This window comes from Novosphingobium sp. MD-1 (assembly GCF_001014975.1).
Lineage (GTDB): Bacteria > Pseudomonadota > Alphaproteobacteria > Sphingomonadales > Sphingomonadaceae > Novosphingobium.
Window position 1 is genome coordinate 115321 of sequence record NZ_BBXA01000021.1, and the last position, 24560, is coordinate 139880.

Here is a 24560-nt window from a genome sequence, read left to right on the forward strand (position 1 = left end):
CCGCCCGTGGCATCCCACGGGCGGCCCTTTCGCTATTCCGCGCGGCCCGGAAGCCGCTGGCGCGTCAGCGGTAGAAGATATGATTGTCCACGCGGGCGAGGCGAACCTTGCCCCAGCGCGGCGAAACGCGCGCGGCATGGAAATACATCGCGCCTTCGGCCGGGCTCTTCCACGCGCCCTTGTCGGCGATCTGCGCGATCTTGACGGCTTCCGCCCAGTCGCGGCTGCCCTTGTTGATCGGCGGCATGGCATGACCGCGCACGAACGAGAACTGCGAGGGCTGGTAGACCACACCACAATAGCTCGCCGGGAACCGGCCCGACTTCGAACGCTGAACCACCACACGGCCCACGGCAAGCTGGCCGTCCAACGTTTCGCTCTTGGCTTCGAAATAGATCGCGCCGGCAAGGCAGTTCAACTCGCTCGACAGCTCGGTGGGGACGGCGGTTTCATCGACCAGCTCGGCCAGCGATTCCGCGGCGTCCGATTCCGGGGCATCAGCGATGCTCGACGCGGAATGCGCGGCGGCCTGTTGCGCAGCAGTCTGCTGGACAGACGCGGCGGACCGGCTAGGGAAAATCACGGGAGAGGCGCCTTGGGCCTCGATCACAGGAACCTGCGGGTCCTGCACGGCCGCGCGGGAACCGGCGGCGGTAAAGATCGTTGTTGCCAGTGTCAGGCAGATGCTGATCGCGCTGGCAAACTTTAACTGCTTACTCATCCATCATCGTCATTCGGCGGTGAGCACCCGGGCATGGCGGAAGCAAGCCCCATCCGAGACTTTCATCTCGCGGGCCTGCTCCGGAGAGCCATGACGGTTGCCCCCCGTCTGCGTGCTAGCGCGTTCTGCCTCCCGCAGAACCACGCCGCCTTCGCATTGCGGTAGGGTGCCTTTATTTGGCGAAGCGGCAGAGTCAACCCCGCACAGGTCATCCCCGGATCAGGCGTTCCCCGTCTGCGACAGTCAGTTCGATAATCCACAAGTCCGGGTCCTGGCGCTGGCGGCGGGTCAGGTAATCCTCAAATTCCTGTTTATTATCAGTATCTTGAACCTTTGACTTGGCCCAATCCCGCGTGCCGTCGCGCTGCGGCATCCGCTCATAGAGCGTTCCAAGTCCCTGATTATCCACCATAACAATCAGGATGGTGCCGGAGTCCGGCTCGCCCTTGTGCAGCACCATCGCGAAGCCGCCCTGCGCCTGCGCGCGGCGGATCAGTCCGCTGACTTCGAGATGGGCGGGAAGGCGCGTTGCCATGAGCCCGGCGGCCGATCCGCTCAGGCGGCCGTGCCGCGCAAGCCGGCATTATAGCCTTCCAGGCTGCCCAGCGCGATGCGCGACCGCTGAAACGTGCCGGTGCCCCGGCCCACTTCCTCGCCTTCCTCGTCCACCAGCCGCGATTCCGCCACCAGCACGCGGCGCCGGCCGGAAACCCAGCGCCCTTCGGCGATGACCCGGCCACCATGGATGGGCCGGCTGAAGAACAGGTTGAACGAGGTCGTCAGCAGAAAGCGATCCGTCACCAGCGTATTCGCGGCATAGAACGCGGCATCATCCAGCATCTTGAAATAGATCGTGCCATGCGCCGCGCCCGCTGCGTGAAAGCAGCTCGGGTCGACATCGAAAACGATACGCGAGCGGCCTTCGCCCACGATTTCCAGGCGCGACGAGAACAGATGGTTGACCGGCGCCGAGGTATAGAGACCTTCCAGCGCGCGCCAGTGCAGCCGGGCGCCTTCGCTGGCCGCGCCGGCCGCGCCGTCTTCAGGCGGCATCGCGGTCGATGACGTTGACGAGCAGGGCGTAGATCGCGTCGGCATCGGGCGCGGCGAGCAAGCGTTCATGCATCCGCTCGTCCCGCATCAGCCTCGAGATCGCCGCCAGCGCCTGCAAATGCGTGGCCCCGGCCTGTTCGGGCGAAAGCAGGCCGAATACGCAATCCACCGGCATGCCGTCGGCCGCTTCGAATTCGACCGGATTTTCCAGGCGGAAGAACGTGGCCACGGGCCGCGGCAAATTGTCCAGCCGAGCATGCGGAATGGCAACGCCACGGCCGAAGCCGGTGCTGCCCAGCCGTTCGCGCTCTTCCACCCGTTCGAGCACGGAGGCACGATCCAGCGCATAGACCGTGGCGAAGCAATCGGCGAGTTCGCTCAGAATCTGCTGCTTGGTTTCGGCGCGGACAATACGGACCGCCAGGGGATCAATGGTAAAAAGAGCCGTCATGGACTGGAAATGCCGTCAGCATGCCTCAGGGGCACGATCAATCGGGCGGGCCATGCGCCGGAAAGCCCCGGCATGCAAGTGCCGAATCATGGCTTCCCGCCTAAAATGGCGGGAAGCCATGACCGATAGCCTCTACTTGGCGGGTTCGACCCAGCCGATCGACCCATCGCCACGGCGATAGACCATGTTGTGAACGCCGGTGCCCGCGTTCTTGAACAGCAGCGCGTTGGTATTGCGCAGATCGAGCATCATCACCGCGTCGGAAACGGTTGCGGTGGGCACGTCAACGCGCGTTTCGGCGATCACCAGCGGCGCATCGGCGACTTCGGGCTCTTCCTCGGTCTCTTCGACCACGAACACGGTGTAGGCCGCTTCTTCCGCGCGACGGGCGTGGTCGGCCTGGTCCTGCCGGGCGTTGATCCGCCGCTTGTAGCGGCGCAGCTGCTTGTCGATCTTTTCGGCCGACTGATCGACCGCCGCGTGGGCATCCTGGGCGATCGCGCTGCCCTTCAGGATCAGTCCCTGCGTCACATGCGTCACGATATCGCAGCGGAAACCACCGTGCGGCCCCTTGCCAAGCGTGACTTGCGAGGAAAGCGCGCGGGAAAAGTACTTGCCGACGACGCCCGTCAGCCGCTCCTCGGCATGAGCCTGGAGCGCGGCGCCGGTCTCGACCTGATGGCCCGAAACGCGAATATCCATAAAAACCTTCTCCTCGCTTGAGGCGATCCCGCGCCGGCCGCTAGCGCGACCAGAGGGGATCGCTAAAACCCGCCATGAATTCGGCATGGCGGGCCAGTTCCGCCTCGCTCGCGGCATGGGGCCGGGGCGTGCGGAAGACGCGGGTGACAGCGGCGATGGCCAGTTCTTCCGTCTGCACGGAAGCGGCCGCCTCTGCGGCCAGTTCCAGGCCGATCTGCCGCCCACCCATGAGTTCGACGTAGAGCTGCGCCAGCAGTTCCGCGTCCAGCAAGGCGCCGTGCTTGGTGCGATGGCTCCGGTCGATGCCATAGCGCGTGCACAGCGCATCCAGTGAAAGCTTAGCGCCGGGATGCTTGCGCCGGGCTATGGCGACCGTATCGACCATGCGATCGCGATCCACCGCGTCCAGCCCGCAGGCCGCCAGTTCGTGATTGAGGAAGCCGAAATCGAAACCCGCGTTGTGCGCCACCAGAGGACTGTCGCCCAGGAAGGCGATCAGTTCCTCCGCCCGTTCCGCGAACTTCGGCTTGTCGGACAGGAACGCCTCGGACAGGCCGTGGACGGCTTCCGCCTCGGCCGGCATGCCGCGCTCGGGATTGAAATAGGCATGAAACACGGCCCCGGTAGGCACCCGGTTGACCATTTCGATGCAGCCGATCTCCACCAGCCGATCACCGCTCCGGGGATCGAGACCGGTCGTTTCCGTGTCGAAGACGATCTCACGCATCACTAGGTATATTGACCCGTCGCAGGGCACTGGCAAGGCTTCAACGCGGGTTTTTTTGCCACGCGCCGCTGCGGATGCGCTCGATCAGCGCGGCAACCTGCGCGCGCGTTTCCTCCAGCGTCACGCCGGTATCGACGATGAAATCAGCGCGGGCGCGCTTTTCCGCATCCGGTACTTGCAGGTCGAGAATATGGGCGAACTTGTCTGGCGTCATGCCCGGTCGCGCCAGCACGCGCGCGCGTTGCGCCGCGGCGGGAGCCGACACGACCATCACCGCGTCGAGCCCGGCACCATGCCCCTTTTCGAACAGCAACGGAATGTCGAACACCACGATCGGCTGCCCGGCATGTTCGATCAGGAACGCTTCGCGCATCCGGCCCACGGCGGGGTGGACGATCGCTTCCAGCCGGGCGAGCGCCCCGGGATTGCCGAACACACGCGCGCCCAGTTCCTGCCGCAACACCCCCTCGGGACCGGTGGTGCCGGGGAAGGCCGCCTCGATCGCCGGGACGAGCGCACCGCCCGGCCCTTGCAGCGCATGAACCGCCGCGTCCGCATCGAACACCGGCACGCCCAGTTCGCGCAACATCAGCGCCACGGCCGACTTGCCCATCCCGATCGAGCCGGTCAGGCCGAGAATGAAAGGCCGGCTCATCCTGCAATCTCCCGGCGCAACAGAGCATCGCCATCACGCGGCGGCCGCGTGCCGAAAAAATGGGCGAAGGCATGGTCCGCCTGCCCGATCAGCATCGACAGGCCGTCCACCGTGCGAAAGCCGGCGGCGCTTGCCGCCTTGAGAAAGTCCGTTTCGAGCGGTGACGTAACGATATCGTAGAACACGCTGCCCGGCGGTGCGTGGCTCATGTCGAAAAGCAGGGGTGGTTGGCCGCTCATCCCCAGCGAAGAGGCGTTGACCACCAGATCGAGGCACCCGGCACGGTCGTCGAAGGCAAAATCCGTTACAGATTCGAAGTGCGCGATATCGACCGCGTGGTGTTCGCCGCCGGGGTCCAGTTCATCGAGTAACGCCCGCGCTTTTGCCGGATTTCTGCCGGCCAGCACGATTACCATGTGTTCGTCCGCCAATGCCGTAACGATCGCCCGCGCCGCTCCGCCGGTACCCAGCACGCGCGCCATCCGGAAAAGGTGCGTTTTGTCCAGTAACGGGCGTAACGGTTCGAGGAATCCGGGCGCATCGGTGTTACGGCCAACCAGAATCCCGTTACGTTCACGCACGATCGTGTTGACCGCGCCGATCCTTTTGGCCCCGGAATCGAGCCGATCGAGTAACGGAATCACCGTTTGCTTGTGCGGCATCGTAACGTTACAGCCGCGCCAGGCCTCGTCGTTACGGCGATCAGCCAAATAGGCCGCCAAATCGCCCTCCGTTACGTGACAGGCGTTATACACAGCGTCGATTTTCAGCTGCTTCAGCCAGAAATTGTGAATAACGGGCGACTTCGATTGCGTTATGGGATCGCCAATTACCTCTGCATAGGGTCTGATCGCCACGTTACGGCCCTTTCTCAGGCTTCCAGCTCTCCCTGCGCGCGCAACGCAGCCAGAACGGCCAATAGCGGCATTCCCAGCACGGTGAAGTGGCTTCCTTCGATCCGTTCGAACAGCTGCACGCCCAGCGCCTCGATCCGGAACACGCCGACACAGCCCGAAACGGCGGGCCATTCCCTGTTGAGATAGCTGTCGATAAAGCTGTCCGAAAGCTGTCGAACATCAAGCCGGGCGGTCTCGCAGTGACGCCACACCGTCATCCCGTCGCGCACCAGCACGGCGGCGCTGTGCAGGTTCATCCGCTGGCCGGAAAAGAACCGCAGGTGTTCGGCCGCCTGCTCGCGGCTCACCGGCTTGTCGAACTGCCGACCACCCACTTCGACCAGCGAATCGCCGCCGAGCACGAGCTTGCCGGGTACGCCGACGGAAACGGGCAGGGCCTTGGCTTCGGCCAGGATCGTCGCGACATCGCCGCCCGGTACTCCGATCAACTCACGCTTGATCGCGCCTTCGTCGACATCGGACGATCGCGCCTCGTAAGCGATACCGGCGGCATCGAGCATGGCCTTGCGCGAGGCGCTTTGCGAGGCGAGGACTATCATGGCAGGCTTCTCCCGTGCGGATCGGCGGGATCCGCGTGCAATTCCCGGTCAGATCGGCTTGGATCCGGGCGTTTCCGAACCGCCGGCGGCCTGGCGTTCGTTGTAGAGGTTGATCACCGCCGCCGCCGTCTCCTCGATCGAGCGGCGCGAAACGTCAATCACCGGCCAGCCGTTGTCCGCGAACATCCGCCGGGCGTACTGGACTTCACGCGCGACCTGATCGCTGTTCACATAGGCCGTTTCAGGCGACTGGTTGAGCGACAGGAGCCGGTTGCGCCGGACCTGGATCAGCCGTTCGGGCGATGTCGTCAGCCCCACCACCAGCGGCCGGCGCAGATTGAACAGCGAAGAAGGGGGCGGACTTTCCACGACAATCGGAATGTTCGCCACCTTGTATCCCCGGTTGGCGAGGTAAATTGACGTCGGCGTCTTGGACGAGCGCGAAACGCCGGCCAGAAGGATGTCGGCCTGTTCCCAGTTTTCCCAGCCCACCCCGTCATCATGCGCGATCGTGAACTGAATGGCATCGACACGGGCGAAATAGGCTTCGTCCATCATGTGCTGACGGCCCGGCCGTGCCTTCGCTTCCTGGCCAAGCTGCTCCTCCAGCGCGTCGGTCACCGCATCGAGCGCGGCCACGCTGGGCAGGCCGAGCGCGGCGCAGCGCTGCTCCAGCCGCTCGCGCGTTTCCGCGTTGACCAGCGTGAACAGGACCAGCCCCGGATTGGCGGCGATTTCCCCCATGATGCGGTCGAGATGCTGCTGCGAGCGGACCATCGGCCAGAAGTGGCGGACGATATCGGCATCGTCGAACTGCGCGAGCGCCGCCTTGGCGATCATCTCGAGCGTTTCGCCGGTGGAATCCGACAGGAGGTGCAGATGCAGCCGCGTCATCGTGGCCCGTTTCCCCGTCTTTTCCAGCGCCCCGGGATGAGGCTGTGGACAGCGCTAGGATAAACCACGGGAGGAGTGCGACGACAAGTTCGGCCTGCCATTTCACCCCCGCAACCGGCCGATCCACAAGCGGTTTGCCGACAGGTGGAAAGCCTTCCCCACAGGCTGGGGACTGCGGGGATAACTTCGCCTTGACCGCCGGCCCCGCAGAGTCGGTCCACGCTTTTTTGTGGAGGCTCCGGCACAAATCGGGCAGAGCGCGCTCATCCCCGCTATCCACAGCACAACAGATTCCATCATCCTTTTTAAAAGAATCTATTTTTTAGGATTGGACCGAACCGATGCCCGGCCCGCTGCTCCGCTCGCTCTCCGGCGAGAACCTTGATTCCCGTCCGGTCTGGCTGATGCGCCAGGCCGGCCGCTACCTGCCCGAATACCGGGCCTTGCGGGCTGCCAAGGGGGGATTCCTCGAGCTGGTGTACGATCCCGAGGCGGCGGCGGAAATCACGCTCCAGCCGATCCGGCGCTTCGGTTTCGATGGCGCGATCCTGTTCTCGGACATCCTGATCGTGCCTTACGCTATGGGGCAGAACCTGGAGTTTCTGGCGGGCGAGGGGCCGCGCCTGTCGCCGCGCCTGCTCGATGCCCAGCTTGCCACGCTGCGGGCCGTCCCTGAGCGCCTGACGCCGATCTACGACACGGTGCGCCGGGTGCGCAGCCAGCTTTCGGGCGACAAGACCTTGCTGGGCTTTGCCGGATCGCCCTGGACGATCGCCACGTACATGGTGGCGGGCGAGGGCAGCCGCGACCAGCACGACACCCGCGCCTATGCCTATCGCGATCCTGTGGCCTTCCAGGCGATCATAGACGCGATTGTGGACGTGACCGTGGAATATCTCGCCGGACAGGTCGAAGCGGGCGCAGAAGGGCTCCAGCTGTTCGACAGCTGGGCGGGCAGCCTTTCCCCGGCGCAGTTCGAACGCTGGGTGATCGAACCCAATGCCCGCATTGCCGCCGCGATCCGCAAACGCTACCGGCACGTGCCGCTGATCGGCTTTCCCAAGGGGGCGGGCGAAAAGCTCGTGGCCTACGCGCAGGGCACGAAAGTCGACGCTATCGGCATCGACGAGACGATCGATCCGCTGTGGGCGGCGAAGAACCTGCCGGCAAACCTGCCGGTGCAGGGCAATCTCGATCCTCTGCTGCTGCTGGCGGGCGGTGTCGAGCTGGAACGGCAGACGTTCCGCATTCTCGAGGCATTCGCCGACCGGCCCCACGTGTTCAACCTGGGCCACGGCATCGGCCAGTTCACGCCGATCGAGCATGTCGAGCATCTGCTGACCGTGGTACGCGGCTGGCGGCGGGGGCAGTCACGGTAATGGCGCGGTAATGGCGCTCGCGTCATGCCGGCACCGCTTGTTTTCCTGGGCGCGGCGTTGGCCGAAATCGCGGGATGCTTCGCGTTCTGGGCGTGGCTCAGGCTGGGCAAGCCGGCGTGGTGGCTGGTGCCCGGCTGCGCGTCGCTGGTCCTGTTCGCGTGGTTGTTGACGCTGGTGGACAGCGACGCCGCGGGGCGCGCCTATGCGGCCTATGGCGGGATCTATATCACCTCCGCCTTGCTGTGGCTGTGGATCGTCGAAGGCGTGCGGCCCGATCGCTGGGATCTGGGCGGTGCTGTGCTGTGCCTGGCTGGCGCCGCGGTCATTCTGTTCGGGCCGCATCGGGCCTGACAGGGTGGATACGGGGGCTTGCATTGCCGGCGGCCACCGGCAAAAGACAAGTCCGATCAATTCTCTCGTTCCGGGATGCGCGCCGACGCGCTATCCTTGATCGCATGGTACAGGCGCTTGCGATGATCTATCTCTGGCTCAAGGCCGGTCACATCATCTTCGTGATATTCTGGATGGCAGGGCTGTTCATGCTGCCGCGTTACTTCGTCTATCATCAGGAAGCGGCCCCCGGATCGCCCGAGAACGCGGTGTGGATTGATCGCGAGCGCAAGCTGCTGAAAATCATCCTGTGGCCGTCGCTTGTCGTCGTGTGGGTGCTTGGTCTGGCGCTGGCGATGACGACCGGAGCGTTCCAGCAGGGCTGGTTCCACGCCAAGCTGGCCCTTGTGCTGGCGCTGACGGCTTACCATTTCTGGTTGGCGGGATATGCCCGCGCGCTGGCGGCGGGCGAACGGCGGCTTTCGGGCAAGCGCCTGCGAATGATCAACGAAGTGCCGGGCGTGACCGCTGCGCTGATCGTGATTCTGGTGATTCTCAAGCCGTTCTAAGCCTTGGCGCATTGCGGTCCTGATTGACTTGCCGCGAGGCAAGGCATATCGCGCTGAGCGTCCGGCATCGGAGGTCGCGCCACCATGGCAGCGACCGGACCCGCTTTCTCCAAGCCCCAAGGTCCGCCGGCCATTCCCAGCATTCCATCCGGAACCCAAGAATATGCATCTCAAGGAACTCAAGAAGAAAACCCCCGCCGAGCTGGTCGAAATGGCCGAAGAGCTTGGCGTCGAAGGCGCATCGACCATGCGCCGCCAGGACCTGATGTTCGCCATCCTCAAGGAGATGGCGGAAGACGGCGAGGAAATCCTCGGCATCGGCACGATCGAGGTCCTGCCCGATGGCTTCGGCTTTCTCCGTTCGCCCGAAGCGAACTACCTAGCCGGCCCCGACGACATCTATGTTTCGCCCAACCAGGTCCGCAAATGGGGCCTGCGCACGGGCGATACTGTGGAAGGCGAAGTCCGCGCGCCCAAGGACGGCGAGCGCTATTTCGCAATCACCCGGCTGATCAAGGTCAACTTCGACGATCCCGAAGCCGTCCGCCATCGCGTCAACTTCGACAACCTGACGCCGCTCTATCCCAACGAGCGCCTGAAGCTCGATACGCTTGATCCCACGGTCAAGGACAAGTCGGCCCGCGTGATCGATCTCGTCAGCCCGCAGGGCAAGGGCCAGCGCGCGCTGATCGTGGCGCCGCCGCGCACCGGCAAGACCGTGCTGCTGCAGAACATGGCCAAGGCCATCACCGACAACCATCCGGAAGTCTTCCTGATCGTGCTGCTCGTCGACGAACGGCCCGAGGAAGTGACCGACATGCAGCGTTCGGTGAACGGCGAGGTCATTTCCTCGACCTTCGACGAACCCGCCAGCCGCCACGTCCAGGTGGCCGAAATGGTGATCGAGAAGGCCAAGCGCCTGGTCGAACACAAGCGTGACGTGGTGATCCTGCTGGATTCGATCACGCGCCTTGGCCGCGCCTACAACACCGTTGTCCCCAGCTCGGGCAAGGTGCTGACCGGCGGTGTCGACGCCAACGCGCTGCAGCGGCCGAAGCGCTTCTTCGGTGCCGCGCGCAACATCGAGGAAGGCGGCTCGCTGTCGATCATCGCCACCGCGCTGATCGATACCGGCAGCCGCATGGACGAAGTGATCTTCGAGGAATTCAAGGGCACCGGCAACTCGGAAATCGTGCTCGACCGCAAGGTGGCGGACAAGCGCATCTTCCCGGCGCTGGATGTCGGCAAATCCGGCACGCGCAAGGAAGAGCTGCTGGTGGCGAAGGATCAGCTCACCAAGATGTGGGTGCTGCGCCGCATCCTCATGCAGATGGGCACGGTCGACGCGATGGAATTCCTCCTCGACAAGATGAAGGATTCCAAGACCAACGAGGACTTCTTCGCGACGATGAACCAGTAAAACGGTTCGCAACGCGGACAGGAAACGAAGGGGGCTTCGCCATCGGGCGCAGCCCCCTCTTTCGTATCACGTGTTCTCGAGCTGCTCGGCCATCTTCTGCCACACGGCGTTGATCGCCTTGAGCGGGCGGACCATGACCTTGAAATCGATGATCCGGCCTTCAAGATCGAAGCGGATCAGGTCGATGCCGTTGACCTTGATCCCGTCGATCTCGGCGGTGAATTCAAGGCAGGCTTCCGGCCCGTCCACCAGTTCGCGGACATAGGCGAACGTCCCGTTGCCGAAGACCCCGGCCGCCGCCGTCAGGTACATCAGCACTTTCTCGCGCCCTTCCTGCGGCGTGTGGACCACGGGGGAATGAAATACCGCGTCGGGCGCGATCAGCTCTTCCAGCAGCGCCGGATCGCTGTCCAGCATGTAGCGGTGCCAGGCGGCCAGTCCCAGTTGCATTGGCGTCGTCTCCCCTTTGGTTGCCGATCCGGTTTTGCCCTTTCCGGTTGCGCTCGCATTGATGGAGCGCAACCGGTGCGAAGTGCGGTTAGGCGAGGTGTTCCGCCAAGAACGCGCGGGTGCGGCCATCGGCCAGTTGCGCACCCTCCTCGTCGCGGCGGTTGCCCATTTCGGCGGCAAAACCGTGATCGAGCCCCTCGTAGTCGTAGAGCGTCACTTTGGGATGTGGATCGAGCCCGGCGTGGATCGTTGCCTGCACTTCGGGCGAGACGAGGTGATCCGCCGTGGGGATGTGCAGCAGCAGCGGATTGACGATGGCATGGGCTTCGCCAAGCATCTGGTCGATCATCACGCCGTAATAGCCGACCGAAGCGTCGATATCGGTGCGCGCGGCGGCCATATAAGCCATGCGGCCACCCAGGCAGAACCCGACCAGCCCCACCTTGGCCACGCCGCGCTCCTTGCGCAGCCAGCGGATCGCCGCTTCGATGTCCTGCACGCCCAGATCGGCATCGTACTGGCCGAAATAGCCGAAGGCTTCCTGCAGCTGTTCCGGAACATCGGGATCGAGTTCGACGCCGGGCGCGAAACGCCAGAAGATGTCCGGCGCCAGTGCGACATAGCCGAGCGCGGCCCAGTCATCGCACTTCTTGCGGATGCCGGCGTTGATACCGAAGATTTCCGGAATAACGACGATGGCGGCCTTCGCCCCGGTCGCGGGCGTGGCGACATAGACGGGGATCGCGTCCTGTCCGTCATAAGCTGGAATTCTCGTCATCTCACCCATGGTGGTTCGTCCTGTTCACTGGTTTGTCATGCGGATATCATGCGTTGGTCGATACCGAGCTTGGCCCCGCGAGTGGACTTTGCCAAGCTCCGGTGACACTCTGAAGCCTTGTTGATCGGGAGAGTTCCATGAAAGTTCAGGTCGAGATCGACTGCACGCCGGAAGAAGCGCGCCGCTTTCTGGGGTTGCCCGATGTCTCCAAGGCGAACGACGTCTATATCGATGCCATCGCCAAGGCGATGCAGGGCGTGTCGAATCTCGATCAGCTCCAGGGCTATGCCAAGCAGATCGCGCCGATGGGCGAGATCGGGCTGAAGCTGTTCCAGCAGTTCGTGGAGCAGGGCGCCGGCGCGGCGATGGCCGGGTTCAAGGCCGGGGTTTCCGGGGGTAAGAAGCAGGACGACTGATCCTGCGCGTGCCGAATGTTCCACGTGGAACATTGCGGTGTTCGACAGCGCGCGCGTGGGTGTTTAGAGACGCCGGCATGTCCGACACGATCTTCGCCCTGTCTTCCGGTCAACCGCCCGCCGGCATCGCGGTTGTCCGGATCAGTGGACCGCACGCCGGGGAATGCTTGCGGGCGCTTGCCGGCAAACTCCCGGCACCGCGCCGCGCCGCGCTGGTGCGGCTGATCGATCCGCGCGACGGTAACGAACTCGATCATACCATGGTGCTGTGGCTGCCCGGTCCCCGCACGGCGACGGGCGAGGACAGTGCGGAGCTTCATCTCCACGGCGGCCGCGCGGTGGTCGCCGCCGTTCTGGCCGCGCTGGCGGCACTGCCTGGATTACGCCAGGCGTTGCCCGGCGAATTCACCCGCCGCGCCTTCGCCAACGGGCGTATCGATCTGGCCGAGGCGGAAGGGCTTGCCGATCTGTTGACCGCCGAGACCGAGTTGCAGCGGCGGGCCGCGCTGGCCATGGCGGACGGTGCGTTGTCGCGTCTGGTCGTTGGATGGCGCGACAAGGTGCTGGCGCTCTCGGCCCGTCTGGAAGCCGCGCTCGATTTTTCGGACGAGGACGATGTCGGAGCCGATCTTCCGGCCGGCTTCGCGGCGGACGCGGCTGCCCTGGCCGACGATCTCGCGGCGTGGCTCGCCCGGCCGCGCGCGGAGCCGTTGCGCGAGGGCTTCCGGGTTGTCCTCGCCGGCCCGCCAAACGCGGGAAAATCCACGCTGTTCAATGCATTGGTCGACGACGAGGCAGCGATCACCGCGGCGGAGCCGGGGACCACGCGCGATGTTCTGGTCCGCGCGGTGGCGATCGATGGCGTGCCCTTCACGTTCATCGATACGGCCGGCCTGCGCGAAGACGGCGCCGGCGAGATCGAACGGATCGGCATCGCCCGTGCGCTGGCGGAAGCCGAGCGCGCGGATCTGGTGTTGTGGCTGGGCCCGGAGGGCGCCGGGCCTGCCGGTCGTTCGCTGTGGGAAATCGAAACACGGATCGACCGTCCGGACCGGGCGATCAAGCACGGCGCGCGGTTCGCGCTTTCGGCGCGGACGGGGGAGGGCCTGTCGGCGTTTCGCGCCGGGTTGGTGGATCATGCCCGCGCGGCGTTGCCGGCTCCGGGCGAAGCGGCGCTGAATGCGCGTCAGGCGGGGTTGCTGGGGGAGGTGATGACCACTCTCGGTGCGGCGGCGGCCATGCCGGACCCCTTGCTGGCAGCGGAAGAGCTTCGCCTCGCCCGGCAGGCGCTCGACCGGCTCGTGGGGCGTGTCGGCACCGAGGACATGCTGGACGCGCTGTTTGGCCGGTTCTGCATCGGCAAATGAAGCGCAATGTTCCACGTGGAACATCGATGCACTTTGACGTGAGTCCCGCTCTCCTGTAACGGGCATCCCATGCAGCAATTCGATGTGATCGTGGTCGGCGGCGGTCATGCCGGCGTCGAGGCGGCCGCCGTTTCGGCGCGGATGGGCGCGCGCACGGCGCTGGTGAGTTTCGATCCGGAGACGATCGGCGCGATGAGCTGCAACCCGGCGATTGGCGGACTGGGCAAGGGCCATCTCGTGCGCGAGGTCGATGCCTTTGACGGATTGATCGCGCGCGCGGCCGATGTGGCGGCGATTCACTACCGGATGCTCAACCGTTCCAAGGGCAGCGCGGTGCAGGGGCCGCGTGTCCAGGCGGACCGCAAGCTGTTCCGCGCCGCGATCCAGCGCATGATTGCGGCTCAACCGAACCTCACCGTGGTTGCGGGCGAAGCGGCGGCCTTGCGGATGCAGGGCGGCCGTGTGGTAGGCGTCGATCTGGGCAACGGCGATGCGCTTGCGGCCGATGTGGTCGTGCTGTGTACGGGCACCTTCCTCGGAGGGCGGCTGTTTCGTGGCGAGGAGCGGATGGATGGTGGCCGCATCGGCGAAAGCGCGGCGCACCGGCTGGCCACGCAGCTGCGCGATGCCGACCTGCCGATGGCGCGGCTGAAGACGGGCACACCGCCCCGGCTGGACGGCCGCACGATCGACTGGGCGCGGTTGCCGGAGCAGCCCAGCGACGCCGAGCCGTGGACGATGTCTCCTTTGACGCCGGCGCGCACGGTGCCACAGGTGTTCTGCGCGATCGCGCGCACCAATGCGCGCACGCACGATATCATCCGCAGCGGACTGGACCGTTCGCCGCTGTTCACGGGCGCGATCGGCGCGCAGGGGCCGCGCTATTGCCCGTCGATCGAGGACAAGATCCACCGCTTCGGCGATCGCGACGGGCACCAGGTCTTTCTCGAACCGGAGGGGCTGGACGACCGCACGGTTTACCCGAACGGGGTCAGCACCTCGCTGCCGACGGATGTGCAGGTGGCGATGATGCGCAGCATCGAAGGGCTGGAGCGGGTGGAGATCACCGTGCCCGGCTATGCGGTGGAATACGACCACATCGATCCGCGCGCGCTGCGGCGCAGCCTGGAAGTGAAAGCCATCCCGGGGCTCTATTGCGCCGGGCAGATCAACGGGACGACCGGATACGAGGAGGCGGCGGCGCAGGGGCTGGTGGCGGGGATGCACGCGGCGGCGGCCGTGCTGGGCCGCGCGCCGGCGGCGCTGGACCGGGCATCGAGCTACATGGCCGTGATGATCGACGACCTCACGCTTCATGGCGTCAGCGAGCCCTATCGCATGTTGACCGCGCGGGCTGAGTATCGCCTGCGTTTGCGCGCCAACAACGCCTCCACCCGGCTGACCCCGCTGGCTCTTGCTGCCGGGTGTGTGGGGAACGAACGCGCGGTCTGGTTCGAAGCGCGCAGTAAACAGCGGGAACGGCTGGAGCGCGCGCTGGCCGCCGATGTCACCCCGACGGAGCTGGTGCGCGCGGGGATGGCGGTGCGGGCTGATGGCACCCGGCGATCCCTGATGGAGTGGCTGCGTTTCCCTGAAGTCACGCTCGCGGCGTTGCAGCCATGGATGGGGGACGGGGCGTTCGATCCGCTGCTGGTGGAGGAAGTGGAGGAGGACGCGGCCTATGCGCCCTATCTCGCGCGGCAGGACGCGGAACTGCGCGAATTGCGGTCGAGCGACGCGGTCGCGCTCGGCGATGATTTCCCCTTCGCCGAGGTACCCGGCCTTTCGAACGAGATGGTGGAACGGTTGCAGCGTGCCCGGCCGGATACGCTGGCGGCGGCGGGCCGGATCGCGGGGATCACCCCGGCCGCGCTTGCCAGCCTGCTGGTCCACGCGCGGCGGCGCGCGGCATGACGATCACCAGCGAAGCGGATGCGCAAGCCTGGCTGCGCGACCGGCTGGGTGTCGATGCCGCCGGCATGGCCCGGCTGACCCGGCTGGCGGACCTGCTCGTCGCCGAGAACGAACGGCAGAATCTGGTCGCCCGCGGCACGCTGGCGCACGTCTGGCAGCGGCACATCGTCGACAGCGCGCAGCTGCTCGATGTTCCACGTGAAACATTGCCGGCCGGGCCGTGGCTCGATCTGGGGACCGGAGCTGGCTTTCCAGGGCTGGTCGTGGCGGCGTTGCAGCCTGAACGGCACGTCACGCTGGTCGATTCCCGGCGCCTGCGCACCGAATGGCTCGATCGCGCGGCGGCGGCGCTTGATCTGGCCAATGTGGAAGTCATTCTGGCGCGGGTGGAAGATGTGCCGGCACGGATCGCCAGCGTGATTTCAGCCCGCGCGTTTGCGCCGCTGGACAAGCTGCTGCTTCTTTCTGCGCGCTTTTCCACACCAGACACGCTTTGGCTGTTGCCCAAAGGGGCCAAGGCGAAGCATGAATTGGACATGCTCCCGAAATCCTGGCGCCATATGTTCCACGTGGAACAATCGCTGACAGACCCCGACGCGGGCGTCATCGCTGGTCGCCTGCTTGGTGGCCAGCCCCCGGTTGTCCAAAAGGCCAAACGCCGGAAGGAAACTCGCCGATGATTACCATCGCTGTCGCCAACCAGAAGGGCGGAGTGGGCAAGACCACCACCGCGATCAACATCGCCACCGCGCTGGCCGCCACCGGCTGGAAAGTGCTGCTGGTCGATCTCGATCCGCAGGGCAATGCCTCGACCGGGATCGGCGTCGCTTCGCACGAGCGCGAACGTTCGTCGTATGATCTGCTGATCGATCAGGCGACCGTTGCCGAATGCCTGATGCCTACGCGCATTCCGGGGCTCGATCTGGTGCCCGCCACGGTCGATCTTTCGGGCGCGGAAGTGGAGCTGGTCAGCGTCGAGGACCGGACCGGAAAGTTGCGCGGCGCACTTTCCCAGGGCGGGGCGGGGCATGATATCTGCCTGATCGATTGCCCGCCGTCGCTCGGCCTGCTCACGCTCAATGCGCTCACCGCGGCGGATACGCTGCTGGTGCCGCTCCAGTGCGAATTCTTCGCGCTCGAAGGGCTGAGTCAGCTGCTGCAGACGGTCGAGCGCGTCCAGGAGCGCTTCAACGCCGATCTCGGCATCCTGGGCGTGGTCCTCACCATGTTCGATCGACGCAATCGCCTGACCGATCAGGTGGCGGACGACGTGCGATCCTGCCTGCACGATCTGGTGTTCGAAGCGGTGATTCCGCGCAACGTCCGTTTGTCCGAGGCGCCGAGCCATGGCTTGCCCGCGCTGATCTACGATCATGCCTGCCCCGGATCGCAGGCTTACATGAAGCTGGCGCGCGAACTGATCGGCCGGCTGCCCGAACGGAGGAAGGCTGCATGAGCAGCGAAGACGGCATGACCGGTGATGGCGTGAAAGCGGCGCCGGTGCGGCGCGCAGCGCTGGGGCGGGGGCTGGGCGCGCTGCTCGGCGAAACCCGGCGCGAGGAATCGCTGATCCGCGTTTCGGCGGGCGCGCCGGAAGGGGCCGCACTGCCGCGCGAAGGCGGAGTTTCGTTGCTTTCCGTGTCGGACATCGAACCCGATCCCAATCAGCCGCGTCGCCATTTCGACGAAGACGCGCTGGAGGAACTGGCCCGCTCGATCGCGCAACGGGGTGTGATCCAGCCGGTGATCGTGCGGCCTGTGAGCGCGGGCCGCTACCAGCTCGTGGCTGGTGAGCGCCGCTGGCGCGCGGCGCAGCGCGCGCGCGTCCACGAGATTCCGGCGATCGTGCGCAAGCTCGATGAACGCGAAGTCGTCGCGCTGGCGCTGATCGAGAATCTGCAGCGCGAGGATCTCAATCCGGTGGAAGAGGCGCGCGCCTATCAGCGCCTGTCCGAGCAGGATGGTCTGACGCAGCAGGAAATCGCGACCTTCGTCGACAAGTCGCGCAGCCATGTCGCCAATCTCATGCGCCTGCTCAGCTTGCCCGAGGAAGTGCTGGACATGGTCCAGCGCGACGAAATCTCGATGGGCCATGCGCGCGCGCTGGCAACCCTTCCCGATCCGCTGCCCATCGCGCGCGAAGTGGTGGCGAAGGGGCTTTCGGTGCGCGATGCGGAACGCATGGCCAAGCGCGCCGGGCGCCCGGAAAGCGCGCAGCGCAAGGCGCGCGCGGTGCGCGATCCGTCGCAAAGCGCCGATATTGCGGCGGTGCAGGCGCATCTGGAGGAGTTCCTGGGCCTCAGGGTCATGATCAACGCCGATGCCGACCCCAGCTCGGGTTCGGTGACGATCCGCTACAAGACGCTCGACCAGCTCGACCTGATCTGCCAGCGGCTTACCGGCGGCGGCATCTGACGCGGACTTGCCCGAGAGGGCAGCGCATAAAGTTTAACTGATCGATTAAATAGCGATTGACCCGGCTTGGCGGCGGCGCCTATCCCTGTGGGAAAGGCCACGACTAACCGGAGAGATGCCATGTCGCTCGATGCGCTTTCACGCACCGCGTACAACGAGGATCACGAAGCCTTCCGCCAGACCGTCCGCCGGTTTCTGGAGGACGAGATCGCGCCACACGCCGCCGAATGGGCGGAGGCGGGCATCGTGCCCAAGGAAGTCTGGCCCAAGGCCGGCGAACTGGGCATGCTGTGCCCCACCGTGCCCGAGGAATACGGTGGGCTGGGCCTCGATTTCGGCTACAACGCCATCGTCGACGAGGAAAGCGCCTACTATGGCCGCGTGACCACGGGCTTTTCGCTCCAGTCTGATATCGTCGCCAACTATCTCATCTCCTACGGTTCGGAAGAGCAGAAGAAGAAGTGGCTGCCGCGCATGGTCTCGGGCGAGACGATCACGGCGATCGCGATGACCGAACCCGGCACCGGGTCCGACCTTCAGGGCATGCGCACCACGGCCAAGAAGGACGGCAACCACTACGTCATCAACGGATCGAAGACCTACATCACCAACGGCCAGAACGCCGACCTTATCCTAGTCTGCTGCAAGACCGATACCGAGGTCCAGCCGGCGTGGAAGGGCGTGTCGATCGTGCTGGTCGAAGCCGATCGCGAAGGATTCGAACGCGGCCGCAACCTCGACAAGATCGGGCAGGACGAAGCCGACACCTCGGAACTGTTCTTCAACGACGTGCGCGTGCCGATCACCAACTGCCTGGGCGAGGAAGGCAAGGGCTTCATCTACCTGATGAGCGAATTGCCGCAGGAGCGCCTGTCGATCGCGGTCAGCGCGCAGGCGTCGGCCCAGCGCGCCTTCGATGATACCGTGGAATTCACCCGCGATCGCAAGGCGTTCGGCAAGCCAATCCTCGATTTCCAGAACACCCGCTTCACCCTGGCCGACATCAAGGCCAAGCTGCAGGTAGGCTGGGCGCACCTCGACTGGGCGCTGGCGCGCCACCTGAAGCGCGAACTGACCCCGGAAGAGGGCGCGGCGGCCAAGCTGTGGCATACCGAGCTGCAGTGGGAAGTGATGGACAAGTGCCTGCAGCTCCACGGCGGCGCGGGCTACATGAACGAGTACGCGATTGCCCGCGCCTGGCGCAGCGCGCGTGTGACGCGGATTTTCGGCGGCACCAACGAGATCATGAAGGAACTGATCGGCCGCAAGCTGTAGGGTCAGGACCCTAGCACGTTCCACGTGGAACACGGCCCACGCCGCCCGTCATCCCAGCAAAAGCTGGGATCTCGTGGGGCGGGGCCGGTCCTGCCGGAAATGCGCTGCAACGGCCTGAGGTCCCAGCTTTCGCTGGGACGATGGCACTGGGCGCTTAGCTGCCGGTGTAGACCCGCTTTTCCTTGACGCGCTTGTCGCGCACGACCGGGCGGTGGTGCACCGCGCGGCGGCGGACCGGAACGTTGACCCATTCCTCGGTCACGGTCGTGGTCTCGACGCAGGGCTTCTGCTGGTTCTGGATCACCACTGGCACCATGACGTAGCCGTAGGGCGCGTATCCCGGATAGGCGCCGCCGTAGCCGGGGTATCCCGCGCCATAGCCGCCCGGATAGCCTGCGGCTTGCGGTGGGCCGTAGCGACGGAAGAATTCCTCGCATTCGCGGTCCCGCCCCTTGTCCTCGGCCTTGTCGATCACGTTGCCGGCCACCGCGCCAACCGCCGCGCCGGCCACGGTGCCGAGCACGCGATCGCCCGAGGCCACACGGTTGCCGATCAATCCGCCCACCGCGCCGCCGATCAGCGTGCCGCCGACGTGCTTATCCGGATTGTTGACGCGGCAGCGATCCAGCATCCGCTGGTATTCCGGGTCCACCGGCGGCGGAGCAGGCATCTGCGTTGCCGGATAGCCGCCCTGCCAGGCGGGCGCGGCGCCGTAAGGCGCCGGAGCATACCAGCCGCCGGGCGGTGCGGGCGGCGGCGGGGGCGGCGCTTCGTGGGCCACGGCCGGCATGGCGCCTGCCAGTGCGAGCGAAACGGCAAGTGCTTGGTAGATTCGGGCCATCGTGATCCCCTGTTGCGGCGCGCCGGCGCGACTGGCCGGATTCCGGACGTTTCAGGAACCGTATCATCGCCGGGCAGGGGGCACCAAGGCCGCTCCCGGCGCTGTGCCGAAACGGGATAGATTGGCGGGTGGTTCTTTCTCTCAGATCCGTTCCGCGATCGCCTCTGCCAGCGCTTCTATGCCGGCGGCGTCCTCTGCGCTGAACCGTCCGGGCAGCGGGCTGTCGAGGTCGATCACGGCGATGACCGCGCCACCGCGAATCACGGGAACGACCAGTTCGGACCGGCTGGCCGCATCACAGGCGATATGGCCGGGAAAGGCGTGGACGTCCTCCACCCGCTGCGTCGTCGCGGTGCGCGCGGCCGCGCCGCAGACGCCGCGATCCAGCGGGATGCGGATGCAGGCGGGCTTGCCGATGAACGGGCCGAGCACCAATTCGCCTTCCACCATGCGGTAGAAGCCGGCCCAGTTGAGATCGGGCAGGAATTCCGCCAGCAGCGCGGCGACATTGGCCATGTTGGCGATGCCGTCGGGCTCGTTATCGGTGATGGCCACCGCCGCTTCGCGCAGCTCGGCGTGGATCTCGGCGGTCGAAGCGCCGGCGTTGGGGGCAAAGGCGTACATACCCCTGATATAGGGCGGCCGGGGCGGAATGGAATGAGGGCAAGCTGTCAGGTGACAGGACGGCGTTTGCCGCCTAGATTCGTGCGCATGACTCTTTTGCGCAAGATCCTCATCGGCCTGCTCGTCGTTGTCGTCGCGGGCGGCCTTTTCATCGCCTGGGCCATGCGGGGTGATCCCGCACAGTACACGCTGGACCAGCTTTCCGGGCCGAAGCCCAAGCTGGCCGAGCCCAGCGCGCAGACCATACCCACGGTCGTGGTGGCGGAACCCGTGGGTTGGAAAGCTAACGAGGCGCCCGTGGCGGCGCAGGGGCTGGCGGTCGGCCGCTTCGCCGACGGGCTGGATCATCCCCGTGCGGTGACCGTGCTATCCAATGGCGATGTGCTGGTGGCGGAAACCAACGCGCCTCCCGGCCGCGGCCCCGGAGGGATCACGGGCCTGGTGATGAACTGGCTGTTCCGCAAGGTCGGCGCCGGCGGGCCTTCGCCCAACAAGATCGTGCTGCTGCGCGATACCAATGGCGATGGCAAGGCCGACCAGAAGTTCGTGATGGACAATCCCGCGCTCGATTCGCCGTTCGGCATGGTGTTCCGCGACGGCCGCCTGATCATCGCCAACCATAACGCGGTGCTGTCGTACCCCTATGCGCTGGGCCAGACGAACCTTGCCGGCAAGCCCGAGAAGCTGATGGACCTGCCCGGCGGCGGCAACCACTGGGCGCGCAACCTGCTGCTCAGCGCCGATGGCGGCAAGCTCTACGTGACCGTCGGCTCCTCGTCGAACATCGCGGAGAACGGCATCGACCAGGAAAAGGGCCGCGCCGCGATCCACGAGTACGATTTCGCCAAGCGCAGCAGCCGCGAATTCGCCGGCGGCCTGCGCAATCCCAACGGGCTCGACTGGAACCCGCACAGCGGCGAGCTGTGGACCGTGGTCAACGAGCGCGACATGCTCGGGTCCGATCTCGTGCCCGATTACCTCACCAACGTGCCGCTGGGGGCCCAGTACGGCTGGCCGTGGGCCTACTGGAAAAAGAACATCGACTGGCGCGTGAAGGCGCCGATGCCCGAATACATGCTCGAATATACGCGCAAGCCGGAATACGCACTGGGTTCGCACGTCGCCCCGCTGGGCCTTGCCTTCGCGCGCGGCGGCAACGTGCTGGGCGAACGCTTCGCGCAGGGCGCGTTCATCGCGCGCCACGGTTCGTGGAACCGCCGCCCGCTGTCGGGCTATGACGTTGTCTTTGTCGGCTTCGACGATCGCGGCAACGTGAAGCCCACCCCGCCGACCCCGATTCTCAGCGGGTTCCTCACGGCCGATGGCCGCGCGCATGGCCGACCGACCTGGGTCGCCTTCGCGAAGGACGGCGCGCTGCTGGTCAGCGACGACGTGGGCGGCGTGATCTGGCGCGTGGTGGCCCCTGGCGCGAAGCCGGCGGCGGAAATCGTGCCGATCAAGGCCACGCCGATGCCGCCCCCGCCGCCGGCGGATGCCAAGTTCATCGCCAAGCCGAACGAAGATTCGGACCTGCTCAAGCCGCAGCCGTAAGGCGCGGGAAAAGCACCCGGGCGCGTGGCTTACAGCGCGCGCCCGGTCCGCCCGGCCAGTTCGTTGACATATTGCCAGGCCACGCGCCCGGAGCGGCCACCGCGCCGGCGTGACCACTCCAGCGCGTCGGCCGGCTCCCATTCCAGCCCGTAATGCGCGGCATAGCCGCCGATGATCGCCAGGAAATCGTCCTGCGAGCAATTGTGGAAGCCCAGCGAAAGCCCGAACCGGTCGGCCAGCGCCAGCCGGTCGTCGACCACGTCGCGCGGGTTGATCGGATCGTCCTGTTCGCTGAGATGGCGTTCCACGATGGCGCGGCGGTTGGAGGTGACGGCAAGGCGCACGTTGGCGGGGCGCGCTTCCACGCCGCCTTCCAGCCAGCTGCGCAGCCGGCGCGCGCCATCGGCGTCGCCCGCGTCGAAGCCGAGATCGTCGAGGAACACCAGGAAGCGGCGCTCGATCCCCCGCAGCAGCGCGAACAGGTCGGCCAGGCCGGCCTCGGGCGTGGCCTGCACCAGCGCGATGCTGCCCGGCCATTCTGTCTGCGCGGCCAGCGTGGCGGCGCGCAGCAGCGCTGACTTGCCCATCCCGCGCGAACCCCACAGCAGCATGTCGTGTGCGGCCGCGCCTTGCGCCAGGCGCGCCACGTTTTCGACCACCGCACCCTTCTGGAAGTCGATGCCGTGCATCAGGTCCAGCGCGGGCGCTTCCAGCCGGGCGACCGGCCGGGCCGTACGCCCCAGCCAGACGTAGGCGGGGTGCGCCAGCCAGTCGACGGGCGGCGGCGGGGGCGGCGCAAGCCGTTCCAGCGCCTCGGCGATACGGGTCAGCAAGGGGGTATGGTCACTCATGCCAGCAGCGCGTCGGTATCCAGCTGATAGACCAGCGCCGCGCCCGCCATGGCCGCCGAGCCAAGGCCGCGCATTTCGGGCACGATGGTGCGGTTGAAGAACATCGTCACCGCCGTCTTGGCGTCATCGCCCGTGGCTCGCGCCTGGCGGGCAAGCTGCCAGCCGGCCACGGCCGCCGCGCACATCGTGGTGAACGGCACGCTGCCGGCCAGCCGGTCGTCCAGCGTGGCGCTGGTGGTCATCCAGGTGGCGATCGCGGCCACGTCTCTCGCCAGCGCGGCGACTTCGGGTACGTCTTCCATTTCCGCGATGATGTCGGCCATCAGCGCCTGCAGCACGCCGCCGTTGTCGTAACCCAGCTTGCGGGTGACGAGGTCGGCGGCCTGGATGCCGTTGGTGCCTTCGTAGATCGGCGCGATGCGCGCGTCGCGATAGTGCTGCGCGGCGCCGGTTTCCTCGATGAAGCCCATGCCGCCGTGGACCTGCACGCCCAGACTGGTCACCTCGCAGCCGACATCGGTGCCCCAGGCCTTGAGCATGGGCACCAGCACTTCCGCCCGCTTCTGCGCGGCCGCGTCGCCCAGCGTCCCGCGATCGATCTGGCCGGCGGTGTAATAGAGCAGCGCCCGCGCGCCTTCGGTCAGCGCGCGCATCCGCAGCAGCATCCGGCGCACGTCGGGGTGTTCGATGATCGCCACCGGCGTCTTGTCCGCCGCGCCGGCCCGCGCGGACTGGACGCGATCGCGCGCATAGGCCCGCGCCTGCTGATAGGCGCGTTCGGCGATCTGCACGCCCTGGCTGCCCACGTTGATGCGGGCGGAGTTCATCATCGTGAACATGGCCTTCAGGCCCTCGTTCTCGTGGCCTACCAGTTCGCCGATGCATTCGCCGTGGTCGCCATAGGACATGACGCAGGTGGGCGAGGCGTGGATGCCCAGCTTGTGCTCGATCGAGACGCAGCGCACGTCGTTGCGTGCGCCGGGGGTGCCGTCCGCGTTGACGTGGAACTTGGGCACGATGAACAGCGAGATGCCGCGCGTGCCGGCCGGGGCGCCGGGAGTGCGGGCGAGAACCAGGTGGATGATGTTCTCGGCCAGGTCGTGCTCGCCGAAGGTGATGAAGATCTTGGTGCCGGCGATGCGGTACTTGCCGGCGTGCGGGCCTTCGGTGATCGGCACGGCGGTGCTGCGCAGCGCGCCCACGTCGGACCCGGCCTGCGGCTCGGTCAGGTTCATCGTGCCCGACCATTCGCCGCTGACCAGCTTGGGAAGATAGAGCGCCTTCTGGGCTTCGCTGCCGTGGTGATCCAGCGCCTCGATCGCGCCGACGGTGAGCATCGGCAGCAGGGCGAAGCCCATGTTGGCCGCGCCCAGCGTCTCGAGCACGCAAGTCGCCAGCGCGAAGGGCAGACCCTGTCCGCCGTGATCGACCGGCCCGGCGATCGCGTTCCAGCCCTGCTCGACGAACGCGCGGTAGGCGTCGGCGAAGCCGGCGGGCAGCGTTACCGTGCCATCGTTCCATTTCGCGCCCTCGGTATCGCCCAGCCGGTTGAGCGGCGCCCATTCGCCGGCGGCCAGCGCGCCGATGCCTTCCACGATGGCTTCCACCAGATCGGGGCTGGCAGCCTCGAAGCGTTCGTGCGCCGCCAGTTCGTCGATCCCGGCGCTGACGCGCAGGGCAAGCACCTGGTCGGTGGTTGGTGGCGTGAAATCCATCGCAGT

General features: G+C 66.2%; 28 protein-coding genes. 12 read left to right on the plus strand and 16 right to left on the minus strand.

Features of this window, described 5'->3' with window-relative positions; all coding sequences use genetic code 11:
* Positions 1–64 precede the first annotated feature (64 nt).
* The 10 genes from NMD1_RS07360 to NMD1_RS07405 all read right to left on the minus strand — a co-directional run bounded on the left by NMD1_RS07360 (position 65) and on the right by NMD1_RS07405 (position 6659).
* On the minus strand, positions 65–721 hold the full coding sequence (locus tag NMD1_RS07360) for a cell wall hydrolase (RefSeq protein ID WP_124810361.1): 657 nt from the start codon (positions 719–721) through the stop codon (positions 65–67).
* Positions 722–929: 208 nt separating this feature from the next.
* Positions 930–1256 carry a DUF1491 family protein gene (locus NMD1_RS07365; protein ID WP_125954247.1) on the minus strand — a complete coding sequence of 109 codons (327 nt, stop codon included), beginning with the start codon at positions 1254–1256 and terminating at the stop codon, positions 930–932.
* 20 nt (positions 1257–1276) lie between these two features.
* Entirely contained in the window at positions 1277–1774 is a 498-nt protein-coding gene (locus NMD1_RS07370; protein ID WP_125954248.1) for a PaaI family thioesterase, read from the minus strand.
* Complete coding sequence (locus tag NMD1_RS07375) at positions 1764–2225, minus strand: PTS sugar transporter subunit IIA (protein WP_124810364.1); 462 nt, start codon at positions 2223–2225, stop codon at positions 1764–1766. Before NMD1_RS07375 ends, NMD1_RS07370 begins: the two co-directional genes overlap by 11 nt.
* 132 nt (positions 2226–2357) lie before the next feature.
* A complete protein-coding gene (gene hpf / locus NMD1_RS07380; protein WP_124810365.1) occupies positions 2358–2927 on the minus strand; it encodes a ribosome hibernation-promoting factor, HPF/YfiA family in 570 nt (189 codons plus the stop codon).
* Between the two features lie 40 nt (positions 2928–2967).
* Positions 2968–3654 (minus strand): DNA polymerase III subunit epsilon, encoded by a 687-nt coding sequence (gene dnaQ / locus NMD1_RS07385; RefSeq protein WP_125954249.1) that lies wholly within the window; start codon positions 3652–3654, stop codon positions 2968–2970.
* 40 nt (positions 3655–3694) lie between these two features.
* On the minus strand, positions 3695–4309 hold the full coding sequence (coaE, locus tag NMD1_RS07390; protein WP_125954250.1) for a dephospho-CoA kinase: 615 nt from the start codon (positions 4307–4309) through the stop codon (positions 3695–3697).
* Positions 4306–5160: a shikimate dehydrogenase gene (gene aroE / locus NMD1_RS07395; protein WP_125954296.1), complete on the minus strand. Its 855-nt coding sequence runs from the start codon at positions 5158–5160 to the stop codon at positions 4306–4308. Before aroE ends, coaE begins: the two co-directional genes overlap by 4 nt.
* A gap of 20 nt (positions 5161–5180) precedes the next feature.
* Positions 5181–5765, minus strand: a complete 585-nt coding sequence (locus NMD1_RS07400) for a nucleoside triphosphate pyrophosphatase (RefSeq protein ID WP_124810368.1) — start codon at positions 5763–5765, stop codon at positions 5181–5183.
* Positions 5766–5813: 48 nt separating this feature from the next.
* Complete coding sequence (locus tag NMD1_RS07405; protein WP_124810369.1) at positions 5814–6659, minus strand: pyruvate, water dikinase regulatory protein; 846 nt, start codon at positions 6657–6659, stop codon at positions 5814–5816.
* Positions 6660–7000: 341 nt separating this feature from the next.
* Between NMD1_RS07405 and hemE the strand changes: the two genes are divergently transcribed.
* From hemE to rho, 4 genes are all read left to right on the plus strand, one after another.
* The gene (gene hemE, locus NMD1_RS07410) at positions 7001–8038 is read left to right on the plus strand and encodes a uroporphyrinogen decarboxylase (protein WP_125954251.1); all 1038 of its coding nucleotides are present in this window, start codon (positions 7001–7003) and stop codon (positions 8036–8038) included.
* A 24-nt stretch (positions 8039–8062) separates the two neighbouring features.
* A complete protein-coding gene (locus tag NMD1_RS07415) occupies positions 8063–8389 on the plus strand; it encodes a YnfA family protein (RefSeq protein WP_125954252.1) in 327 nt (108 codons plus the stop codon).
* Positions 8390–8493: 104 nt separating this feature from the next.
* Complete coding sequence (locus NMD1_RS07420; protein WP_125954253.1) at positions 8494–8937, plus strand: CopD family protein; 444 nt, start codon at positions 8494–8496, stop codon at positions 8935–8937.
* A 163-nt stretch (positions 8938–9100) separates the two neighbouring features.
* Positions 9101–10357, plus strand: a complete 1257-nt coding sequence (rho, locus tag NMD1_RS07425; protein WP_124810373.1) for a transcription termination factor Rho — start codon at positions 9101–9103, stop codon at positions 10355–10357.
* Positions 10358–10423: 66 nt separating this feature from the next.
* On the opposite strand, the gene NMD1_RS07430 is transcribed toward rho, so the two are convergent.
* Together NMD1_RS07430 and NMD1_RS07435 are read right to left on the minus strand one after the other, a co-directional pair.
* Positions 10424–10807 carry a nuclear transport factor 2 family protein gene (locus tag NMD1_RS07430; protein ID WP_124810374.1) on the minus strand — a complete coding sequence of 128 codons (384 nt, stop codon included), beginning with the start codon at positions 10805–10807 and terminating at the stop codon, positions 10424–10426.
* An 88-nt stretch (positions 10808–10895) separates the two neighbouring features.
* Positions 10896–11594 carry a dienelactone hydrolase family protein gene (locus NMD1_RS07435; RefSeq protein ID WP_125954254.1) on the minus strand — a complete coding sequence of 233 codons (699 nt, stop codon included), beginning with the start codon at positions 11592–11594 and terminating at the stop codon, positions 10896–10898.
* A 128-nt stretch (positions 11595–11722) separates the two neighbouring features.
* Between NMD1_RS07435 and NMD1_RS07440 the strand changes: the two genes are divergently transcribed.
* The 7 genes from NMD1_RS07440 (at position 11723) to NMD1_RS07470 (ending at position 18972) form a co-directional block, all read left to right on the plus strand.
* The gene (locus NMD1_RS07440; RefSeq protein WP_125954255.1) at positions 11723–12001 is read left to right on the plus strand and encodes a DUF6489 family protein; all 279 of its coding nucleotides are present in this window, start codon (positions 11723–11725) and stop codon (positions 11999–12001) included.
* Between the two features lie 77 nt (positions 12002–12078).
* Positions 12079–13368, plus strand: a complete 1290-nt coding sequence (gene mnmE, locus NMD1_RS07445; protein WP_125954256.1) for a tRNA uridine-5-carboxymethylaminomethyl(34) synthesis GTPase MnmE — start codon at positions 12079–12081, stop codon at positions 13366–13368.
* A gap of 69 nt (positions 13369–13437) precedes the next feature.
* The gene (gene mnmG, locus NMD1_RS07450; RefSeq protein ID WP_125954257.1) at positions 13438–15282 is read left to right on the plus strand and encodes a tRNA uridine-5-carboxymethylaminomethyl(34) synthesis enzyme MnmG; all 1845 of its coding nucleotides are present in this window, start codon (positions 13438–13440) and stop codon (positions 15280–15282) included.
* A complete protein-coding gene (gene rsmG, locus NMD1_RS07455) occupies positions 15279–15962 on the plus strand; it encodes a 16S rRNA (guanine(527)-N(7))-methyltransferase RsmG (RefSeq protein WP_125954258.1) in 684 nt (227 codons plus the stop codon). The genes mnmG and rsmG overlap by 4 nt, the downstream gene beginning before the upstream one ends.
* Positions 15959–16738: a ParA family protein gene (locus NMD1_RS07460; RefSeq protein WP_125954259.1), complete on the plus strand. Its 780-nt coding sequence runs from the start codon at positions 15959–15961 to the stop codon at positions 16736–16738. Before rsmG ends, NMD1_RS07460 begins: the two co-directional genes overlap by 4 nt.
* Positions 16735–17697 (plus strand): ParB/RepB/Spo0J family partition protein, encoded by a 963-nt coding sequence (locus NMD1_RS07465; protein ID WP_375600791.1) that lies wholly within the window; start codon positions 16735–16737, stop codon positions 17695–17697. The genes NMD1_RS07460 and NMD1_RS07465 overlap by 4 nt, the downstream gene beginning before the upstream one ends.
* A 120-nt stretch (positions 17698–17817) precedes the next feature.
* Positions 17818–18972, plus strand: coding sequence for an acyl-CoA dehydrogenase family protein (locus NMD1_RS07470; RefSeq protein ID WP_124810381.1), 1155 nt, complete (start codon positions 17818–17820; stop codon positions 18970–18972).
* A 154-nt stretch (positions 18973–19126) separates the two neighbouring features.
* Here NMD1_RS07470 and NMD1_RS07475 read toward each other — a convergent pair whose 3' ends face one another.
* Positions 19127–19813 (minus strand): glycine zipper 2TM domain-containing protein, encoded by a 687-nt coding sequence (locus tag NMD1_RS07475; RefSeq protein WP_233497413.1) that lies wholly within the window; start codon positions 19811–19813, stop codon positions 19127–19129.
* Between the two features lie 141 nt (positions 19814–19954).
* On the minus strand, positions 19955–20437 hold the full coding sequence (locus tag NMD1_RS07480; RefSeq protein ID WP_125954260.1) for a GAF domain-containing protein: 483 nt from the start codon (positions 20435–20437) through the stop codon (positions 19955–19957).
* A gap of 87 nt (positions 20438–20524) precedes the next feature.
* Between NMD1_RS07480 and NMD1_RS07485 the strand changes: the two genes are divergently transcribed.
* Positions 20525–21988, plus strand: coding sequence for a sorbosone dehydrogenase family protein (locus NMD1_RS07485; RefSeq protein WP_125954261.1), 1464 nt, complete (start codon positions 20525–20527; stop codon positions 21986–21988).
* A gap of 29 nt (positions 21989–22017) precedes the next feature.
* Here the strand turns inward: NMD1_RS07485 and NMD1_RS07490 are convergent, their stop codons facing one another.
* Positions 22018–22839 carry a DUF815 domain-containing protein gene (locus tag NMD1_RS07490; protein WP_125954262.1) on the minus strand — a complete coding sequence of 274 codons (822 nt, stop codon included), beginning with the start codon at positions 22837–22839 and terminating at the stop codon, positions 22018–22020.
* Positions 22836–24554 (minus strand): acyl-CoA dehydrogenase, encoded by a 1719-nt coding sequence (locus NMD1_RS07495; RefSeq protein ID WP_125954263.1) that lies wholly within the window; start codon positions 24552–24554, stop codon positions 22836–22838. The genes NMD1_RS07490 and NMD1_RS07495 overlap by 4 nt, the downstream gene beginning before the upstream one ends.
* Positions 24555–24560 lie beyond the last annotated feature (6 nt).